Raw genomic sequence first — 14,812 nt, forward strand, 5'->3', positions numbered from 1 at the left:
TTTTTCTTCAACGCACACCGGGCCACCCCTCTCCATGATCGACATCCAGGACATCACCGGCCTCGTGCTGGCCGGGGGCCGCGGCTCCCGCATGGGCGGGGTCGACAAGGGCCTGCAGGGCTTTCGCGGCATGCCGCTGGCGCTGCACACGCTGATGCGGCTGCAGATGCAGACCGGCGCCACCATGGTCAACGCCAACCGCAACCTGGCAGCCTACGAATCATTCGGCGCGCCGGTGTGGCCCGACGTGCTGGCTGACTATGCCGGCCCACTGGCCGGCTTCATGACCGGGCTGGAGCGCTGCGAAACCCCGTGGATGCTGACCGTGCCCTGCGACACCCCCCTGTTCCCGCTGGACCTGGCGGCGCGCCTGGCCGCAGCGGCCGACGAAGCGGGTGCCGACATCGCCATGGCCGCCGCCCCCGAGGACGATGGCAGCGGCCAGCTGGCCGTGCGCCCCCAGCCCGTGTTCTGCCTGCTGCGCGTGGACCTGCTCGAAAGCCTGGTGGCCTTCACCCAGGCCGGCGGCCGCAAGATCGATGCGTGGACCGGCCAGCATGCCTGCGCCATCGTGCCTTTCAACGCGCCGGGCGACGACCCGCAGGCCTTCTTCAACGCCAACACCCTGGCCGAGCTGCACGCGCTGGAGGCCGGCACACCATCCGACCGCCCATGAAGACCCTTGCCCAGATTGCCGCCGAACTGCAGGGCTACGATCCCAAGGCCCTGAGCGTTGCCGATGCCAATGCCTTCCTCGCGCGCCTGGTGCAGCCGGTGCAGGGCACCGAAACCATTGGCATCTTCGATGCGCTGGGGCGCGTGCTGGCCAGCGACGTCGTCTCGCCTGTGAGCGTGCCGCCGCACGACAACTCGGCCATGGATGGCTATGCGCTGGCCGGCACCCAACTCGTGCCGGGCCAGCCGCTCACGCTGCGCCCCGTGGGCACGGCCCTGGCCGGCAAGGCCTGGGCAGGCACGGTGGCCACGGGCGAGTGCGTGAAGATCATGACCGGGGCCATCATGCCGCCGGGCCTCGATACGGTGGTGCCGCAGGAGTTCACCACCACCGGCGCGGACGGCTCCATAACCATCGCCGCCGATGTGCTGCGCCTGGGCGACAACCGCCGCTTCAAAGGTGAGGACCTGATGCAGGGCAGCGTGGCATTGGCGCAGGGCGAGCTGCTCACGCCGGCCGCACTGGGCCTGGTGGCCAGCCTGGGCCTGCCCACCGTCACGGTGCACCGCCGCCTGCGCGTAGCCTACTTTTCCACCGGCGACGAGATCCTGAGCCTGGGCGAGCCCCCGCGCGAAGGGGCGGTGTACGACAGCAACCGCTACACCGTGTTCGGCCTGCTCACGCGCCTGGGCGTGGAGGTGATCGACCTCGGTGTGGTGCGCGACGAGCCCGCCCTGCTGGAGGCGGCCTTTCGCCAGGCGGCGCAGCAGGCCGATGCCATCGTCACCAGCGGCGGCGTGAGCGTGGGCGAGGCCGACCACACGCGCACCATGATGAAACAACTGGGCGACGTGGCCTTCTGGCGCATCGCCATGCGCCCCGGCCGCCCCATGGCCGTGGGGCGTTTGGCCAGTGGTACGCCCGATGGCCGCGGCGCCGTGCTGTTCGGCCTGCCCGGCAACCCGGTGGCGGTGATGGTCACCTTCCTGGCCTTCGTGCGCCCGGCCCTGCTGCGCATGATGGGCAGCACCCATGCGCCCGCCCCCCTCATGCGCGCCACCAGCACCGAGGCCCTGCGCAAGAAACCCGGCCGCACCGAGTACCAGCGCGGCACCGTGAGCACGGCCCCCGATGGCAGCCTGCAGGTCTGCACCACCGGCAACCAGGGCTCGGGCGTGCTCAGCTCCATGGTGCAGGCCAACGGCCTCATCGTGCTGCACCACGGCCAGGGCGACGTGGCCGTGGGCGAACCCGTGGACGTCATGGTCTTTGACGGCGTGATCTGACACGCAGGTGCGGCATGGACTTCCCAACGCCTGCGGCAACGCGGACTACGCTGCACTGAACACCCCCCTCTCATGGAAACGAGATCGCCATGCCTTACGCAGCCCAACACCTTGCACAGCCCCCTTCGCGCGATGAAGTGGACCAATTGGCCGGCGCCACCGTCGTCGAGTTCGGCACGCCCTGGTGCGGCCACTGCCAGCGCGCCCAGCCCCTGATCGAAGGGGCCTTGAAGGACCGTGCCGATGTGGCCCACGTCAAGGTCGAGGACGGCCCCGGCCAGCGCCTGGGCCGCACCTTCGGCGTGAAGCTCTGGCCCACCCTGGTCTTCCTCAAGGACGGCAAGGAAGTGGACCGCCTGGTGCGTCCGCAGCAGGCCGCCGATGTGCAACAGGCGCTGCAGGCCGTTGCAGGTTGACTCCCTTCAACCCTGCTTCTTCGTTGCCAGCAGGTAGCCCACGCGCAGCGCGCGGTGCAGCCTGAACGCCCGGGTGAAGGGGTTGTAGCCCAGCCCGCGCGAGTCCTTGAGCGTGAGGCCCGCCGCCTTCGCATCGGCCACCAGCTCGTGCGGGCGGATGAACTTGCGCCAGTCGTGCGTGCCCACGGGCAACAGCCGCAGCACGCGCTCCGCACCGAACACCGCGATCAGCCACGCAAAGGGCGTGCGGTTGATCGTGGAGAAGAACACCCAGCCACCGGGCTTGACCAGCCGCGCACAGGCCTCGATCACCAGGCGCGGGTCGGGCACGTGCTCCAGCATCTCCATGCAGGTCACCACGTCGTAGCTGCCGGGCTGCTCTGCCGCCAGTTCCTCGGCCGACACGGCGCGGTAGGCAACACTCGACCCGGTCTTGCGGGCATGCAGCGTGGCCACCTTGAGCGGCTTGTCCGCCAGGTCGATGCCCAGCACATCGGCCCCGCGCCGGGCCATGGACTCGGCCAGGATGCCACCGCCGCAGCCCACGTCGAGCACCCGCTTGCGTGGGAGCGATACGGCGTCGTCGATCCACTGCAGGCGCAGCGGGTTGATCTCGTGCAGCGGACGGAACTCCGATTGCGGATCCCACCAGCGGTCGGCCAGTTGCTGGAATTTGGCGAGTTCGGCGGCGTCGAAATTGGTGTGTGCCATGGTGTTGCTCCTTTGAAAATGGGGAAGATCGATCGGCTCAGCGCCTGTTACCAGTGGCCCTTGGCTCGGTTCCAGCGGTAGAGCCGGCGCGCAAAGGCGTTGTAGAAGAGGTCGGTGATACGGCGCAGGCCCCACCAGCGCAGCGGCGCGGCCAACCAGCCCCAGCGCGGCAAACGCCGCAGGGCGGCGGCCAGGGCATCGGCACCCACCTGCATGCGCCCCTGCCCGTCGGCCAGGTGCAGGCGCTCGCGCACGGCTTCGAGGTCCAGGCCCAGGGCATCGAGCACCTCGGGGTGCTGGTGCACGTCCACCCATTGCACACCCCCATCGGCGGCCAGTCGCTCCCGCATGGCGCAGATGCCGGCATCGCACACGGGGCAGGCGCTGTTGTAGTAGACGGTGGCGGTGCGGTTAGGGGTATTGCTCATGGCCGTTTCCTTTGCAGCCATCATATCAATATTTAGTTAAATACCTAAATATTTAATTAAATAAATCACGAGACCTTTTCGCTAGAATGTGCGGGTGGAAAAAATCTTCGAAGCGCTTGCGTCCACCCCCCGGCGCAAGATTCTGGCCTACCTGTCCGAAACCGAGCTGTCGGCGGGCGAGATCGCCACGCGCTTCGAGATGAGCAAGCCCTCGCTGTCGCAGCACCTCAAGGTGCTGGAGAACGCTGGCCTCGTCACCTCGGAAAAGCGCGGGCAGTTCGTCTTCTACAGCCTGCAGCGCGACAACCTGGCCCACACCCTCACGGGCTTCATGCAGAGCGTATGCCCCGTGTCCACGGGGCTCAAGAAGGAAAGCCGCGCCCTGGCCCAGAGCAAGGCCAAGGCAGCGGGCGCCAAGCCCAAGCCGGCAGCCGAATAAGGCCTCAACCGCGCCCTGCGAAAGGCATGTTCGATGCCATCACGGTCATGTTCAGCACGTTGGCGGAGAGCGGCAGGCCGGCCATGTAGCTCACAGCCTCGGCCACGTGCTTGACGTCCATCATGGGCTCTGTGGCCATGGTGCCGTTGGCCTGGCGCACGCCCTCGCCCTTGGTCATGCGGGTCGACAGGTCGGTCAGCGCATTGCCGATGTCGATCTGGCAGCCCACGATGTTGAACGGGCGACCATCGAGTGCCAGGCACTTGGTGAGGCCCAGCACGGCGTGCTTGCTGGCCGTGTAGGGGCTGCTGAAGGGCCGCGGCGTGTGCGCCGAGATCGAGCCGTTGTTGATGATGCGCCCGCCCTGGGGCGACTGGCGGCGCATGAGGCCGAAGGCCGCCCGCGCGCACAGGAACACGCCGGTGATGTTGGTGTCCACCACATCCAGCCAATTCTCCACGGGCAGCTCGTCCATGGGCACGGCGGGCGCGCCGATGCCGGCATTGTTGAACAGCACATCGAGCCGGCCGCCCTCCTTCTCGACCGCCTGGAACAGCGCATCGACGCTGGCGGGGTCGCGCACGTCGGACGTGACGGCCAGGGCCTTGCCGCCCTGGGCATGCACCTCCGAGACGAGCGAATCGAGCAGCTCGGCACGGCGACCGGTGGCCACGACGAAGAAACCGTCGTGCGCGAGCGCCTTGGCAACGGCACGGCCGATGCCGCTGCCGGCGCCGGTGACGAGAGCGACTTTCTGGGCGGGAAGAGAGGACACGCAAATACTCCTGGTGAGATAGAAACGATGGCGACAGTACGACCTTACACCGCGCCGTGCGACTCCACGTACAAGGCGTACAGCGAATGGCTGCTGGTCATGTACAGCCGGTTGCGCTTGGGCCCGCCGAAGGCCAGGTTGGCGCAGCGCTCGGGCAGGCGGATGAAGCCGATGGGCTTGCCGTCAGGGTTGAAGACCTTCACACCGTCCATCTCGTCGGAGCGACCCGTGGGCAGGTGCGCCTTCATGCCGCCGCCGATGTCGGCAGGCTCGGCCGCCAGCGCGCCGGTATAGCCCCAGCCGCACCACAGGTTGCCGTCGCGGTCCACCTTGAAGCCGTCGAAGGCACCAGGGCCGGCGGCATCGATCAGCTTGGTCTTGTTGGAGACGCTGGCGCCATCGGCCGACACGTCGTAGGCCCAGATGCTGCGGTTGGGCGTGCCCTTCCACTCCACCACGTAGAGCTTCTTCTCGTCGGGTGAGAACGCCAGGCCGTTGGGGTTCACCAGGTCGGTGATCACGGCCGTGAGCTTGCCGTCGGGCGCTATGCGGTAGACGTTGGTCGTGGCCTGCTCAGGCGTGGCGCGCGAGCCCTCCCATTCGCCGCCGATGCCGAAGGTGGGGTCGGTGAACCAGACGCTGTCGTCCGACTTGACGACGATGTCGTTGGGCGCATTCAGGCGCTTGCCCTCGAAGCGGTCGGCCAGCACGGTGATGCGGCCATCCTTCTCGGTGCGGGTCACCCGGCGAGTCACGGAATGCTCGCAGCTGATGAGCCGGCCCTGGCGGTCGCACACATTGCCGTTGGCGTAGTTGACGTTGGTCTTGTGCACCGAGAACTGCCCGGACTTCTCGTCGTACTTCATCAGCCGGTTGTTCGGGATGTCGCTGAGCAGCAGGTAGCCGCCCTCGGGGAAGTAGGCCGGCCCCTCGGCCCAGCGCATGCCCGTGCCCAGCTGCTCCACGGTGCTGCTGTAGATGCGGTACTTGGCAAAGCTCGGGTCCAGGATGAACACCGAGGGATCGGGGTAGCGCTGGTTGGGTTTGAAGTCGAAGGCCTGCGCGCCGGCCAGGCCGCTCAGGGCGGCTACGCCAGTGCCGGCCGCCGTTTTCAGAAATTTGCGGCGAGCGGGCAGCATGCCTTGTGGATGGGTCGTCATCTCTCTTGTCTCCTGTTGTGGTTTTGAATGAAAGAAAGCGGAACGCGGCCGATCCTCGGCCGCGGAATCAGGTGACCGGTGCGGGGTTGAAGAGCACCAGCGCGTTGTGCAGCTTCCACTGCTCGGCCCAGGTCTTCTTGCGGCCGCTGGCCACGTCCAGCATCAGTTGGAACATCTCCCAGCCCACGTCGGCAATCGTCTTCTCGCCGGTGGCAATCGTTCCGGCGTTGATGTCCATCAGGTCGTGCCAGCGCCGCGCCAGGTCGTCGCGCGTGGCCACCTTGATGACGGGCACCTGGGCCAGGCCATAGGGCGTTCCACGGCCGGTGGTGAACACGTGCAGGTTCATGCCCGCAGCCAGTTGCAGGGTGCCGCAAATGAAGTCGCTGGCGGGCGTGGCCGCGTAGATCAGGCCGCGCTGCTTGAGCTTCTCACCCGGCGCGATCACGCCCGAGATCGGCGAGCTGCCCGACTTGACGATGGAGCCCATGGCCTTTTCCACGATGTTGGACAGGCCGCCCTTCTTGTTGCCTGGCGTGGTGTTGGCGCTGCGGTCCACGCGCCCGCGCTGCAGGTAGGCGTCGTACCAGGCCATCTCGCGGATCATGGCCTCGGCCACCTCGGGTGTAGAGGCACGGGAGGTGAGCTGGTCGATGCCGTCGCGTACCTCGGTCGTTTCGGAGAACATCACCGTGGCGCCCGCGCGCACCAGCAGGTCGGTGCAAAAGCCCACGGCCGGGTTGGCCGTGACGCCCGAGAACGCGTCGCTGCCGCCGCACTGCACGCCCACCACGAGTTCGCTGGCGGGCACGGTCTCGCGCCGGCGCGCGTTCAGGCGCCTGAGGTGCAGCTCGGCCTGGCGCAGGATGGAATCGACCATGGACATGAAGCCCACGTGCGCGTCGTCCTGCAGGCAGACCACGTCCAGGGGCGTTTCGGCGCTCGTACCCGTGTCGGCCACGTTGCGCTCGTCCACCAGCGGAATGCTGCCGGGCGGCAGCAGGCGCTCGGGCTGCAGCTTCTCGCAGCCCAGGCTGACCACCATCACCTCGCCACCGAAGTTGGGGTTGAGCGAGATGTTGCGCAGCGTGCGAATGGGGATGATGGCGTCGGGCGCGTCGATGGCCACGCCGCAGCCGTAGGTGTGCTCCAGCGCCACCACGTCGTCCACGTTCGGAAAGCGCGGCAGCAGCTCGGCCTTGATGCGCTGCACGGCAAAGTCGGTCACGCCGGCCACGCACTGCACGGTCTGCGTGATGGCCAGGATGTTGCGCGTGCCCACCGAGCCATCGGCATTGCGGTAGCCCTCGAAGGTGTAGCCTTCCAGGGGTGGCTGCGGATCGGGCTTCACCGTGGCGATGGGCAGTCCTTCGAGCTCGCGCGCCTCGGGCATGCGCAGCAGGCGCTCGTGCACCCAACTGCCCGCGGGGATGGGTTTCAGGGCATAGCCGATGGGCACGTTGTAGCGGCGCACCTCGCCGCCTTCGGCAATGTCCACCAGCGCCACCTTGTGCGCCTGCGGCACCTTGTCCACCAGCGTCAGGCCCGAGGGGAACACCGTGCCCGCAGGCAGCCCCCCGTCGTTGGCGACGATGGCGACGTTGTCGCGCTCGTCCATCTTGATGTGCAGGGGCGGCCGCGCCGGGGTCGTGGAGGATGCGGTGCTATCGGTCATGGGGTTTTCTCGGTGCTGTTTTTCTCAATCTACCGCAGGCGCATCAGGGGCGCTGTCCGACTTCTGCCGTCTCGCGCGTCCAGGCGCGCGCCTGCTCGCTCAGGCTCAGGCCCAGGCCGGGGCGCGTGGGCACGAGCATGCGGCCGTCCTTGATCTCCAGGCGCTCGTTGAACAGCGGCTCCAGCCAGTCGAAATGCTCCACCCAGGGCTCGGTGGCATACACGGCGGCCAGGTGCACGTGCAGTTCCATCGCGAAATGCGGGCCCAGGCTCAGGCCCGCGTGCTCGGCCTGCGATGCGATCTTGAGGAAGGGCGTGATGCCGCCCACGCGCGGGGCATCGGGCATCAGGTAGTCGGCCGCGCGGTGGCGGATCAGCTCGCCATGCTCGGCGGCGCTGGTCAGCATCTCGCCCGTGGCGATGGGTGTGTCGAAGGTCGCAGCCAACGCGGCGTGGCCCTCGAAGTCGTAGGCGTCAAGCGGCTCCTCGATCCATACCAGGTTGAACTCTTCGAAGATGCGGCACATGCGCTGGGCCGTGGGGCGGTCCCACTGCTGGTTGGCGTCCACCATCAGCGGCACGTGCTCGCCCAGGTGCTTGCGCACGGTCTCCACGCGCGTGATGTCCAGCGCCCGGTCGGGCTGGCCGACCTTGAGCTTGATGCCGCCGATGCCGCGCTCGATGGAGGCGCCCGCGTTCACCACCAACTGGTCGATGGGCGTGTGCAGAAATCCGCCCGAGGTGTTGTAGCACTGCACCGAGTCGCGCTGCGAACCCAGGAGCTTGGACAGCGACAACCCCGCACGGCGGGCCTTGAGGTCGTACAGCGCCACATCGAAGGCGCCGATGGCCTGGGTGGACATGCCGCTGCGCCCGACCGAGGCACCGGCCCAGCACAGCTTGGTCCACAGGCGCGAGATGTCGCTCGGATCCTCGCCGATCAGCGCGGGCGCGATCTCCTTGGCGTGTGCAAACTGCCCGGGCCCGCCAGCGCGCTTGGAATAGCTCAGCCCCAGGCCCTTGTGGCCGTCCCGGGTTTCGATCTCGGCAAACAGCATCGCGATCTCGGTCATCGGCTTCTGGCGGCCGGTCAGCACCTTGGCGTCGCTGATCGGGTTGGCCAGCGGCAGGTAGCACGAGGAAACGCGGACCCAGGCGATGGAGTCGTTGGCGGCGGAGGGGGTGGAGGCAGTCATGGGCAGGAACTGGGGGATAACAGGAAAACAGGAGCCCCAAGGCTGCGCCTTGGGGCGTGGGGACATCAATCAATAGAAATTTTTCCGGTCTCGATCACCGTCTTCCAGCGCGCGTACTCCTTCTTCTGGAAGTCCGCGAACTGGGCCGGGGTGCTAACCACCATCTCAAAGCCGATGCCGACGAACTGGTCCTTCACCTTCGGGTCGTTCAGCGCCTCGGCAAACGCGGCATGGGCCTTTTCGCGCACGGCGGGCGGCAGGCCCTTGGGCGCGACGATGGCCTGCCAGGAGGTGACCTCGACGTTCTTCACGCCGGCTTCGGTCAGGGTGGGCACATCGGGCAGCACGGGCGAGCGCGCGGCGCTGGTGACGGCCAGGGCGCGCATCTTGCCGCCTTTGATGTACTGCACCACCGAGTTGACGTTCTGGAACGAGGCATCCACTTGCCCGCCCATGATGTCGGTGTGCGCCGGGGCGCCACCCTTGTAGGGCACATGGATGGCGGTGGTACCCGTCTGCTGCCAGAACAGCTCGGCCGTCAGGTGGTCGCTGGAGCCGTTGCCCGCCGAGGCAAAGGTCAGCTTGCCGGGGTTGGCCTTGAGGCTGGCGATCACGTCGGCCACCGTCTTGAACGGCGAATTGGTGGGCACGACGAGCACGTTGGGCGACTGCACGGCCACGGTGATCAGGTCGAAATCCTTGAGCGCGTCGTATTGCATGCCCTTGAGCAGGTGTGGCGTGATGACCAGCGGACCGAGCGACGTGACCAGGAAGGTGTAGCCATCAGCCGGAGCACGCTTGACGAAGGTGGCGCCGATGGTGCCCGTGGCCCCGGCCTTGTTCTCCACCAGGAAGGACTGCTTGAACTTGTTGGTGAGCAGCGGGCCCACGGCGCGCGCCACTTGGTCGGTGGAGCCACCGGGCGGGAACGGCACGACCAGCGTCACCGACTTGTCGGGCCAGGTCTGCGCGTGTGATGCCAGGGCCGCCAGGCCGATGCACAGGGCGGTGAGTGTCTTTTTCATGCGTTGTCTCCTTCTTTATGAAAATGGTCCCGATGGCCTGCCCGCGCAGTTGCTGCGGCCTTGGGTGGAACGGTCTGACGGCGCAGTCCAAAATGACAACGTTGTCATTTCACTGCCAGAGCAGCATGGTCAGCGATTTTTGTATGTTGGTTTGTCGCACCCACCAGCTGCTGATTGCCGCAGTCCGGCGCAAATGATATCGTTGTCATTTTGAGCCGTCAACCCGATTCAGACCAGGGTTTGCCCGAAGAAGACAAGCCTGCCAGGGCCACAAACCACTGCCCGCACGCCCCATCGGCTCGGCCAGCGAGAGCCCCTACCCGTCGTCATCGCACTACGCGCCACCTTGCCAGTGCCGGGCATCCCCGGATTTTTGGTAGGGTATGGCCCCACTCACCGCTCCCTTGTCATCGCCCGCCCCATGAACATCCCCTCCCCTCACAAGCCCGTCACCCTGCACGACGTGGCCAAGGTCGCGGGCGTGTCGCTCATCACTGCGTCGCGCGCGCTGGGCAACCCGGGCGTGGTGTCGGACAAGACCATCGCCAAGGTGCGCGAAGCCGTGGAGGCCACGGGCTACATCCCCAACCTGCTGGCGGGGGGACTCAAGTCCAAGCGCAGCCGCATGGTGGCGGCCATCGTGCCGGCGCTGTCGGTATCGCAGTTCTTGCCCACCGTGCAGACCCTCACCTCGGCGCTGGCTGCGGGCGGCTACCAGGTCATCGTGGGGCAGACCAACTACGACGCCGAGCGCGAAGAGGCCGTGCTCAACACCATGATCAGCCGCCAGCCCGACGGCATCGTGATGACCGGCCTGGTGCAGTCGCAAAAGGCACGCGACCGGCTCAGGCGATCCGGCATACCCGTGGTGGAAACCTGGGACCTGAGCGACCGGCCGGTGGACATGGTGATCGGTTTTTCGCACCTCAAGGTGGGTGGTGCCGTGGCCGGCTACTTCCTCTCGCGCGGATGGCACAAGGTGGGCATCGCCACCGGCAGCGACCACCGCGCCATGCTGCGGCGCGAAGGCTTTCTGGCCACCCTGGGACGTGACGAAGTACCCACCGCCGTGGTGCCCGCCCCCAGCAGCCTGGCCCTGGGCCGCCGCGCGCTGGCAGAGTTGCTGGACAAGGAACCGGGCCTGCAAGCCGTGTGCTGCAGCTCAGACACCCTGGCCCACGGCGTGCTGGTGGAGGCCCAGGCACGCGGCCTGCGCGTGCCCGAGGATCTGGCCGTGGTGGGCTTCGGCAACGCCGAGTTCGGCGCGCACATGCTGCCGTCGATCAGCACCGTGCATGTGGATGGCCCCGAGATCGGCCGCCTGGCCGCGCAGCTCATCATGGCCCGCTGCAATGGCGAGGCGGTGGCGCAGCCCATCGTGGACCTGGGGTTTCGGCTGATCGAGCGGCGCTCCACGTCGGTGGACGCGGCTTAGCCGCCCGCGCTGCGCCCCAGGCGCACGCCAGCCAGCAAGGCCAGCGCCACGCAGGTGGCTCCCGCCCCCACAAGAAAGGCCGTGCCGATGCCGAACCAGTGCGTCGCCATGCCCACCACCGGCCCCGTCACGCCCAGCGCAATGTCGGCAAAGGCGATGAAGTTGCCCACCGCACGGCCGCGCTGCTCAGGCGGCACCGAGCGCGTGGCCAGCACGCCCATGGCCGGGAACACGAGCGAGAAGCCCAGGCCGGTGAGCGTGGCGCCCAGCACGGCCATGGCAGGGCTGACCGCCTGCCAGATCAACACCTGGCCCACGGCCTCGAAGGCCAGCGAACACACGGCGACAGCCGTGGCACCCAGGCGGTCCGGCAGACCCGAGCCCACCAGGCGCACGAGGATGTAGGCCGCGCTGAAACCCAGCAGCGCCGTGCCCGCATGGGCCCAGCCGTGGGCCGCGTAGTTGAGGGTGAGGAACGCAGCCATGGCTGCATACGGCACGGTGGCCAGCGCCAGCACCAGGCCCGGCCGCCAGATGAGGCCCAGCACGCGGTGGAACGGCACGCGCTGCTGCCCGCCCGAGGCGGGCACGGCCGGCAGCCGCAGCGCAATGGCCCAGGCCAGCAGCGGTGTGATCAGCGCGAGCACGCCCACGCCGGCAAAGCCGAAGGATGGCTGCACCGCCAGCCCCAGCGGTGCGCCCAGGCCGAGCGCGGCATAGATGGCAATGCCCACCCAGGACATGACGGAGCCCGTGCGCGCCGACCCCACGCGCGCAATGCCCCAGCTCATGAGGCCGGTGAGGAACAGGCTTTCACCGAGGCCCGCCACCAGCCGGCCGAGGATCAGCACGGCCAGGCTGGTTGCAGCGCCCAAAGGCAGCACACTGGCCAGCACATACGCCAGCCCCGAGCAGGCCGTGAGCGGCAGGCCCAGCAACACGGCAAAACGCGGCCCGCGCTGGTCGCACAGCGTGCCCGCCTGGTGGCGCGTGAGCAAGGTGGCCAGCGACTGCAGGCCGATGGCCCAGCCCACGGTGGCCGCGCCAAAGCCCAAGTGGTCGCGCACCTCCAGCGCCAGGGCGCCGAGCGGAATGCTGATGGACAGAAAACCGAGGAAGACCGCCAGCACCACCGGTGCCAGCGCCGCGAACAAGGCAGGCGCAGGTGCAGAAACGGACCCGAGCGGGCGAACTACGGAAGAAGCGGAGGGGGATGGAGAAGAAGAATGCGAAATGCGTGACGTCATGGAGAGCGCGCCTTTAAAACGCCGAGACACGCCCTTACTGGGCTCCTCTCGACAAAGGACGCGTTGGATGACGGTAACGCTTACGACAGGCTGGCTGGCAGCTGCGGGGCGGATTATGGCGTGGTGTTTCGCTGCCCGTCAACCGCACCGGAGAAAAATATTTCCCGATGCTCCGGCGGACCTGCACGCGGCCAGGCTCAGCCGCGAACGGCCTTTTCTATCGCTGCGACATCGATCTTTCTCATGGGCATCATGGCCTGGAAGGCACGCTTGGCCACCTCCCCACCCTGGGCCATGGCATCGGTCAGCACACGCGGGGTGATCTGCCAGTTGATGCCCCAGCGGTCCTTGCACCAGCCGCACTGGCTCTCCTGCCCGCCGTTGCCGACGATGGCGTTCCACAGGCGGTCGGTCTCGGCCTGGTCGTCGGTGGCGATCTGGAACGAGAAGGCCTCGCTGTGCTTGAACTGCGGGCCGCCGTTCAGGCCGATGCAGGGGATGCCGGCGACGGTGAATTCCACCGTCAGCACATTGCCCTTCTTGCCGCCGCCCGGGAAATCCGATGGTGCCTGGTGCACAGCGGTCACCTTGCTGTCCGGGAAGGTCTGGGCGTAGAAGTTGGCAGCGGCCTCGGCTTCGCTGTCGTACCAGATGCAGACGGTGTTCTTGGGCATGGGCATGCGGTGTCTCCTGAGATGGATGGGTGTAAGCAGGAACACGAAGCAAAGCAGCCCCTGCGCGGATCGAACGCCGGCCAGTGTGTCGCGTTCGGTGCCAACCCGCAAGGCAGTGCCTGTAGGACGCCACCGCGACACTGCGCGTCTTTGCAATTGATCGGATTGGCACAGAATGCGATTGGCGCCGCACCCTTTGAAAGTACCCCGGAACCTAGACTTTGCGCACACCAACCACCGGGAATCGACATGCCTTTCAACACCGCCACCCCATTCACCGTGCACAGCCCCGACATGGCCGATGGCCGCGTGGCCCGCGCGCAGTTCGCCAGCGCCATGGGCGGCCCGGGAGACAACCTGTCGCCGCAGATCGAATGGCAGGGCGCGCCGGCCAGCGCGCAGAGCTTCATCGTCACCCTGTACGACCCCGACGCACCCACCGGCTCGGGCTGGTGGCACTGGGCCGTGGCCAACCTGCCGGCCAGCACCCGCGCCTTGCCGCGCGGCGCCGGGGTGGCAGGCACCGGCGCCCTGCCCCCAGGCGCCGTGGAAATCAACACCGATATGGGCGTGCCCGGCTATGTGGGGCCCCTGCCCCCGCCCGGCGAAGCGCACCGCTACGTGATCACCGTGACCGCGCTCGACGTGCCGCAGCTGGACCTGCCGCCCACGGCAACCCCGGCGCTGCTGGCCTTCATGGCCGGCGCCCACACGGTGGGCAAGGCCAGCTTCACCGCCATGGGCGCACGCTGATCGCGGTATCGATGAACCACAGCCCCATGCGCACACGCCCCGCTGCACCCGACGGCGCAGCCCCGGCCCGCAGCATCCACGCCTTGCCCGGCGTGGGCATGGCGGCCCACGTGCTGCAGGGGCGCGGGCTGGAGATACTGCGCATGCGCATGGACCAACCCGCGCTGATCCTGGTCGACCAAGGCACCAAGACCGTGCGCGCCGAGCGCGGCGCCACGGCACGCGCCACGCCCGGGCAGGCCATCGTCATCGACGGCCAGCAGACGGTGGACTTCACCAACGCCGTGCCCCGCGGGGTGGACCACTACGAGGCCCGCTGGCTGGTGTTCGACACCGCCTTGCTCGAAGACCCCTACTACCTGGCCCGTGCTGCGCAGGCCGAGCGCTCCGGCACAGCGAGCGCATCGGTGCGCCGGGTGCCCCAGGTGGCACCAACGCTGGCCAACGCGTTCGAACGCGCCGCCCAATCCTTGGCGCCGGACCAAGCCCTGCCCGCCTCCGTCGCGCGCCAGCGGGTGCTGGAGGTGCTGCACTGGCTGCTGGAGCAGCACGGCATCGCCGTGCACGCCCCACCAGCGAATCCCGGCGTATCGGTCAAGGTGCGCGCGCTGATCGCGAGCCGGCTCAACGCCGACTGGACCGCCGGCCGCATCGCCAGCGAACTGGCCGTGTCCGAAGCCACGCTGCGCCGCCGCCTGGTCGCCGAAGGCGCATCGCTCACCCAATTGCTCGTGGACGCGCGGATGGCTACCGCGCTCACGCTGCTGCAGGCCACGGCGCAACCGGTATCGTCCATCGCGCTGTCGGTGGGCTATGAATCACCCTCGCGCTTTGCCGTGCGGTTTCGCCAGCGCTTTGGCTTTGCACCCACGGCCGTGCGCGGCCATGAGCGCGGGGCTCACTGATCCCTTTTCCCA

Annotated in this window: 16 protein-coding genes; 7 read left to right on the top strand and 9 right to left on the bottom strand. The window is 67.9% G+C overall.

Annotation, left to right across the window (positions count from 1 at the left end):
• Nucleotides 1-34 precede the first annotated feature (34 nt).
• The 3 genes from mobA (at nt 35) to ACSQ3Y_RS24455 (ending at nt 2,378) form a co-directional block, all read left to right on the top strand.
• Nucleotides 35-676 carry a molybdenum cofactor guanylyltransferase MobA gene (mobA, locus tag ACSQ3Y_RS24445; protein WP_057269571.1) on the top strand — a complete coding sequence of 214 codons (642 nt, stop codon included), beginning with the start codon at nt 35-37 and terminating at the stop codon, nt 674-676.
• Nucleotides 673-1,962: a molybdopterin molybdotransferase MoeA gene (moeA, locus tag ACSQ3Y_RS24450; RefSeq protein ID WP_057269572.1), complete on the top strand. Its 1,290-nt coding sequence runs from the start codon at nt 673-675 to the stop codon at nt 1,960-1,962. The genes mobA and moeA overlap by 4 nt, the downstream gene beginning before the upstream one ends.
• 89 nt (nt 1,963-2,051) lie before the next feature.
• Complete coding sequence (locus ACSQ3Y_RS24455) at nt 2,052-2,378, top strand: thioredoxin family protein (RefSeq protein ID WP_057269573.1); 327 nt, start codon at nt 2,052-2,054, stop codon at nt 2,376-2,378.
• 6 nt (nt 2,379-2,384) lie between these two features.
• Here ACSQ3Y_RS24455 and ubiG read toward each other — a convergent pair whose 3' ends face one another.
• On the bottom strand, nt 2,385-3,089 hold the full coding sequence (ubiG, locus tag ACSQ3Y_RS24460) for a bifunctional 2-polyprenyl-6-hydroxyphenol methylase/3-demethylubiquinol 3-O-methyltransferase UbiG (protein ID WP_427999920.1): 705 nt from the start codon (nt 3,087-3,089) through the stop codon (nt 2,385-2,387).
• A 47-nt stretch (nt 3,090-3,136) separates the two neighbouring features.
• Nucleotides 3,137-3,517 (bottom strand): thiol-disulfide oxidoreductase DCC family protein, encoded by a 381-nt coding sequence (locus tag ACSQ3Y_RS24465; RefSeq protein WP_427999919.1) that lies wholly within the window; start codon nt 3,515-3,517, stop codon nt 3,137-3,139.
• Nucleotides 3,518-3,611: 94 nt separating this feature from the next.
• Between ACSQ3Y_RS24465 and ACSQ3Y_RS24470 the strand changes: the two genes are divergently transcribed.
• Nucleotides 3,612-3,956: a metalloregulator ArsR/SmtB family transcription factor gene (locus ACSQ3Y_RS24470; RefSeq protein WP_057205732.1), complete on the top strand. Its 345-nt coding sequence runs from the start codon at nt 3,612-3,614 to the stop codon at nt 3,954-3,956.
• Nucleotides 3,957-3,960: 4 nt separating this feature from the next.
• Here the strand turns inward: ACSQ3Y_RS24470 and ACSQ3Y_RS24475 are convergent, their stop codons facing one another.
• The 5 genes from ACSQ3Y_RS24475 to ACSQ3Y_RS24495 form a co-directional block, all read right to left on the bottom strand.
• Nucleotides 3,961-4,731: an SDR family oxidoreductase gene (locus tag ACSQ3Y_RS24475; RefSeq protein ID WP_427999917.1), complete on the bottom strand. Its 771-nt coding sequence runs from the start codon at nt 4,729-4,731 to the stop codon at nt 3,961-3,963.
• Nucleotides 4,732-4,775: 44 nt separating this feature from the next.
• Nucleotides 4,776-5,891, bottom strand: coding sequence for an SMP-30/gluconolactonase/LRE family protein (locus ACSQ3Y_RS24480; protein ID WP_427999916.1), 1,116 nt, complete (start codon nt 5,889-5,891; stop codon nt 4,776-4,778).
• Between the two features lie 67 nt (nt 5,892-5,958).
• Nucleotides 5,959-7,566 carry a galactarate dehydratase gene (gene garD / locus ACSQ3Y_RS24485; RefSeq protein WP_427999915.1) on the bottom strand — a complete coding sequence of 536 codons (1,608 nt, stop codon included), beginning with the start codon at nt 7,564-7,566 and terminating at the stop codon, nt 5,959-5,961.
• A 43-nt stretch (nt 7,567-7,609) separates the two neighbouring features.
• Nucleotides 7,610-8,761: an L-talarate/galactarate dehydratase gene (locus tag ACSQ3Y_RS24490; protein ID WP_436179172.1), complete on the bottom strand. Its 1,152-nt coding sequence runs from the start codon at nt 8,759-8,761 to the stop codon at nt 7,610-7,612.
• Nucleotides 8,762-8,826: 65 nt separating this feature from the next.
• Nucleotides 8,827-9,786 carry a Bug family tripartite tricarboxylate transporter substrate binding protein gene (locus ACSQ3Y_RS24495; RefSeq protein ID WP_057269581.1) on the bottom strand — a complete coding sequence of 320 codons (960 nt, stop codon included), beginning with the start codon at nt 9,784-9,786 and terminating at the stop codon, nt 8,827-8,829.
• Between the two features lie 421 nt (nt 9,787-10,207).
• Between ACSQ3Y_RS24495 and ACSQ3Y_RS24500 the strand changes: the two genes are divergently transcribed.
• Nucleotides 10,208-11,221 (top strand): LacI family DNA-binding transcriptional regulator, encoded by a 1,014-nt coding sequence (locus ACSQ3Y_RS24500; protein WP_436179173.1) that lies wholly within the window; start codon nt 10,208-10,210, stop codon nt 11,219-11,221.
• Here the strand turns inward: ACSQ3Y_RS24500 and ACSQ3Y_RS24505 are convergent.
• Nucleotides 11,218-12,468, bottom strand: a complete 1,251-nt coding sequence (locus ACSQ3Y_RS24505; RefSeq protein WP_235516245.1) for an MFS transporter — start codon at nt 12,466-12,468, stop codon at nt 11,218-11,220. The two genes, ACSQ3Y_RS24500 and ACSQ3Y_RS24505, sit on opposite strands and share 4 nt — an antisense overlap.
• A 197-nt stretch (nt 12,469-12,665) precedes the next feature.
• Complete coding sequence (locus ACSQ3Y_RS24510; protein WP_200961171.1) at nt 12,666-13,148, bottom strand: VOC family protein; 483 nt, start codon at nt 13,146-13,148, stop codon at nt 12,666-12,668.
• 243 nt (nt 13,149-13,391) lie between these two features.
• Here ACSQ3Y_RS24510 and ACSQ3Y_RS24515 point away from each other — a divergent pair, with 243 nt between their 5' ends.
• The gene (locus tag ACSQ3Y_RS24515; RefSeq protein ID WP_057205714.1) at nt 13,392-13,895 is read left to right on the top strand and encodes a YbhB/YbcL family Raf kinase inhibitor-like protein; all 504 of its coding nucleotides are present in this window, start codon (nt 13,392-13,394) and stop codon (nt 13,893-13,895) included.
• A gap of 26 nt (nt 13,896-13,921) precedes the next feature.
• The gene (locus tag ACSQ3Y_RS24520) at nt 13,922-14,800 is read left to right on the top strand and encodes a helix-turn-helix transcriptional regulator (RefSeq protein ID WP_427999912.1); all 879 of its coding nucleotides are present in this window, start codon (nt 13,922-13,924) and stop codon (nt 14,798-14,800) included.
• The last annotated feature ends 12 nt before the right edge of the window (nt 14,801-14,812 follow it).

This window comes from Acidovorax sp. LjRoot66 (genome assembly GCF_964253305.1).
In the GTDB taxonomy this organism is placed as follows: Bacteria; Pseudomonadota; Gammaproteobacteria; order Burkholderiales; family Burkholderiaceae_C; genus Acidovorax.

Bases quoted from the DNA above. Each gene is read 5' to 3' on its own strand.
- ACSQ3Y_RS24500 (WP_436179173.1), top strand. From the start codon at position 10,208: ATGAACATCCCCTCCCCTCACAAGCCCGTCACCCTGCACGACGTGGCC.
- ACSQ3Y_RS24510 (WP_200961171.1), bottom strand. From the start codon at position 13,148: ATGCCCATGCCCAAGAACACCGTCTGCATCTGGTACGACAGCGAAGCC.
- ACSQ3Y_RS24520 (WP_427999912.1), top strand. From the start codon at position 13,922: ATGCGCACACGCCCCGCTGCACCCGACGGCGCAGCCCCGGCCCGCAGC.
- ACSQ3Y_RS24495 (WP_057269581.1), bottom strand. From the start codon at position 9,786: ATGAAAAAGACACTCACCGCCCTGTGCATCGGCCTGGCGGCCCTGGCA.
- ACSQ3Y_RS24515 (WP_057205714.1), top strand. From the start codon at position 13,392: ATGCCTTTCAACACCGCCACCCCATTCACCGTGCACAGCCCCGACATG.
- ACSQ3Y_RS24455 (WP_057269573.1), top strand. From the start codon at position 2,052: ATGCCTTACGCAGCCCAACACCTTGCACAGCCCCCTTCGCGCGATGAA.
- ACSQ3Y_RS24490 (WP_436179172.1), bottom strand. From the start codon at position 8,761: ATGACTGCCTCCACCCCCTCCGCCGCCAACGACTCCATCGCCTGGGTC.
- ACSQ3Y_RS24505 (WP_235516245.1), bottom strand. From the start codon at position 12,468: ATGACGTCACGCATTTCGCATTCTTCTTCTCCATCCCCCTCCGCTTCT.
- moeA (WP_057269572.1), top strand. From the start codon at position 673: ATGAAGACCCTTGCCCAGATTGCCGCCGAACTGCAGGGCTACGATCCC.
- garD (WP_427999915.1), bottom strand. From the start codon at position 7,566: ATGACCGATAGCACCGCATCCTCCACGACCCCGGCGCGGCCGCCCCTG.
- mobA (WP_057269571.1), top strand. From the start codon at position 35: ATGATCGACATCCAGGACATCACCGGCCTCGTGCTGGCCGGGGGCCGC.
- ubiG (WP_427999920.1), bottom strand. From the start codon at position 3,089: ATGGCACACACCAATTTCGACGCCGCCGAACTCGCCAAATTCCAGCAA.
- ACSQ3Y_RS24465 (WP_427999919.1), bottom strand. From the start codon at position 3,517: ATGAGCAATACCCCTAACCGCACCGCCACCGTCTACTACAACAGCGCC.
- ACSQ3Y_RS24480 (WP_427999916.1), bottom strand. From the start codon at position 5,891: ATGACGACCCATCCACAAGGCATGCTGCCCGCTCGCCGCAAATTTCTG.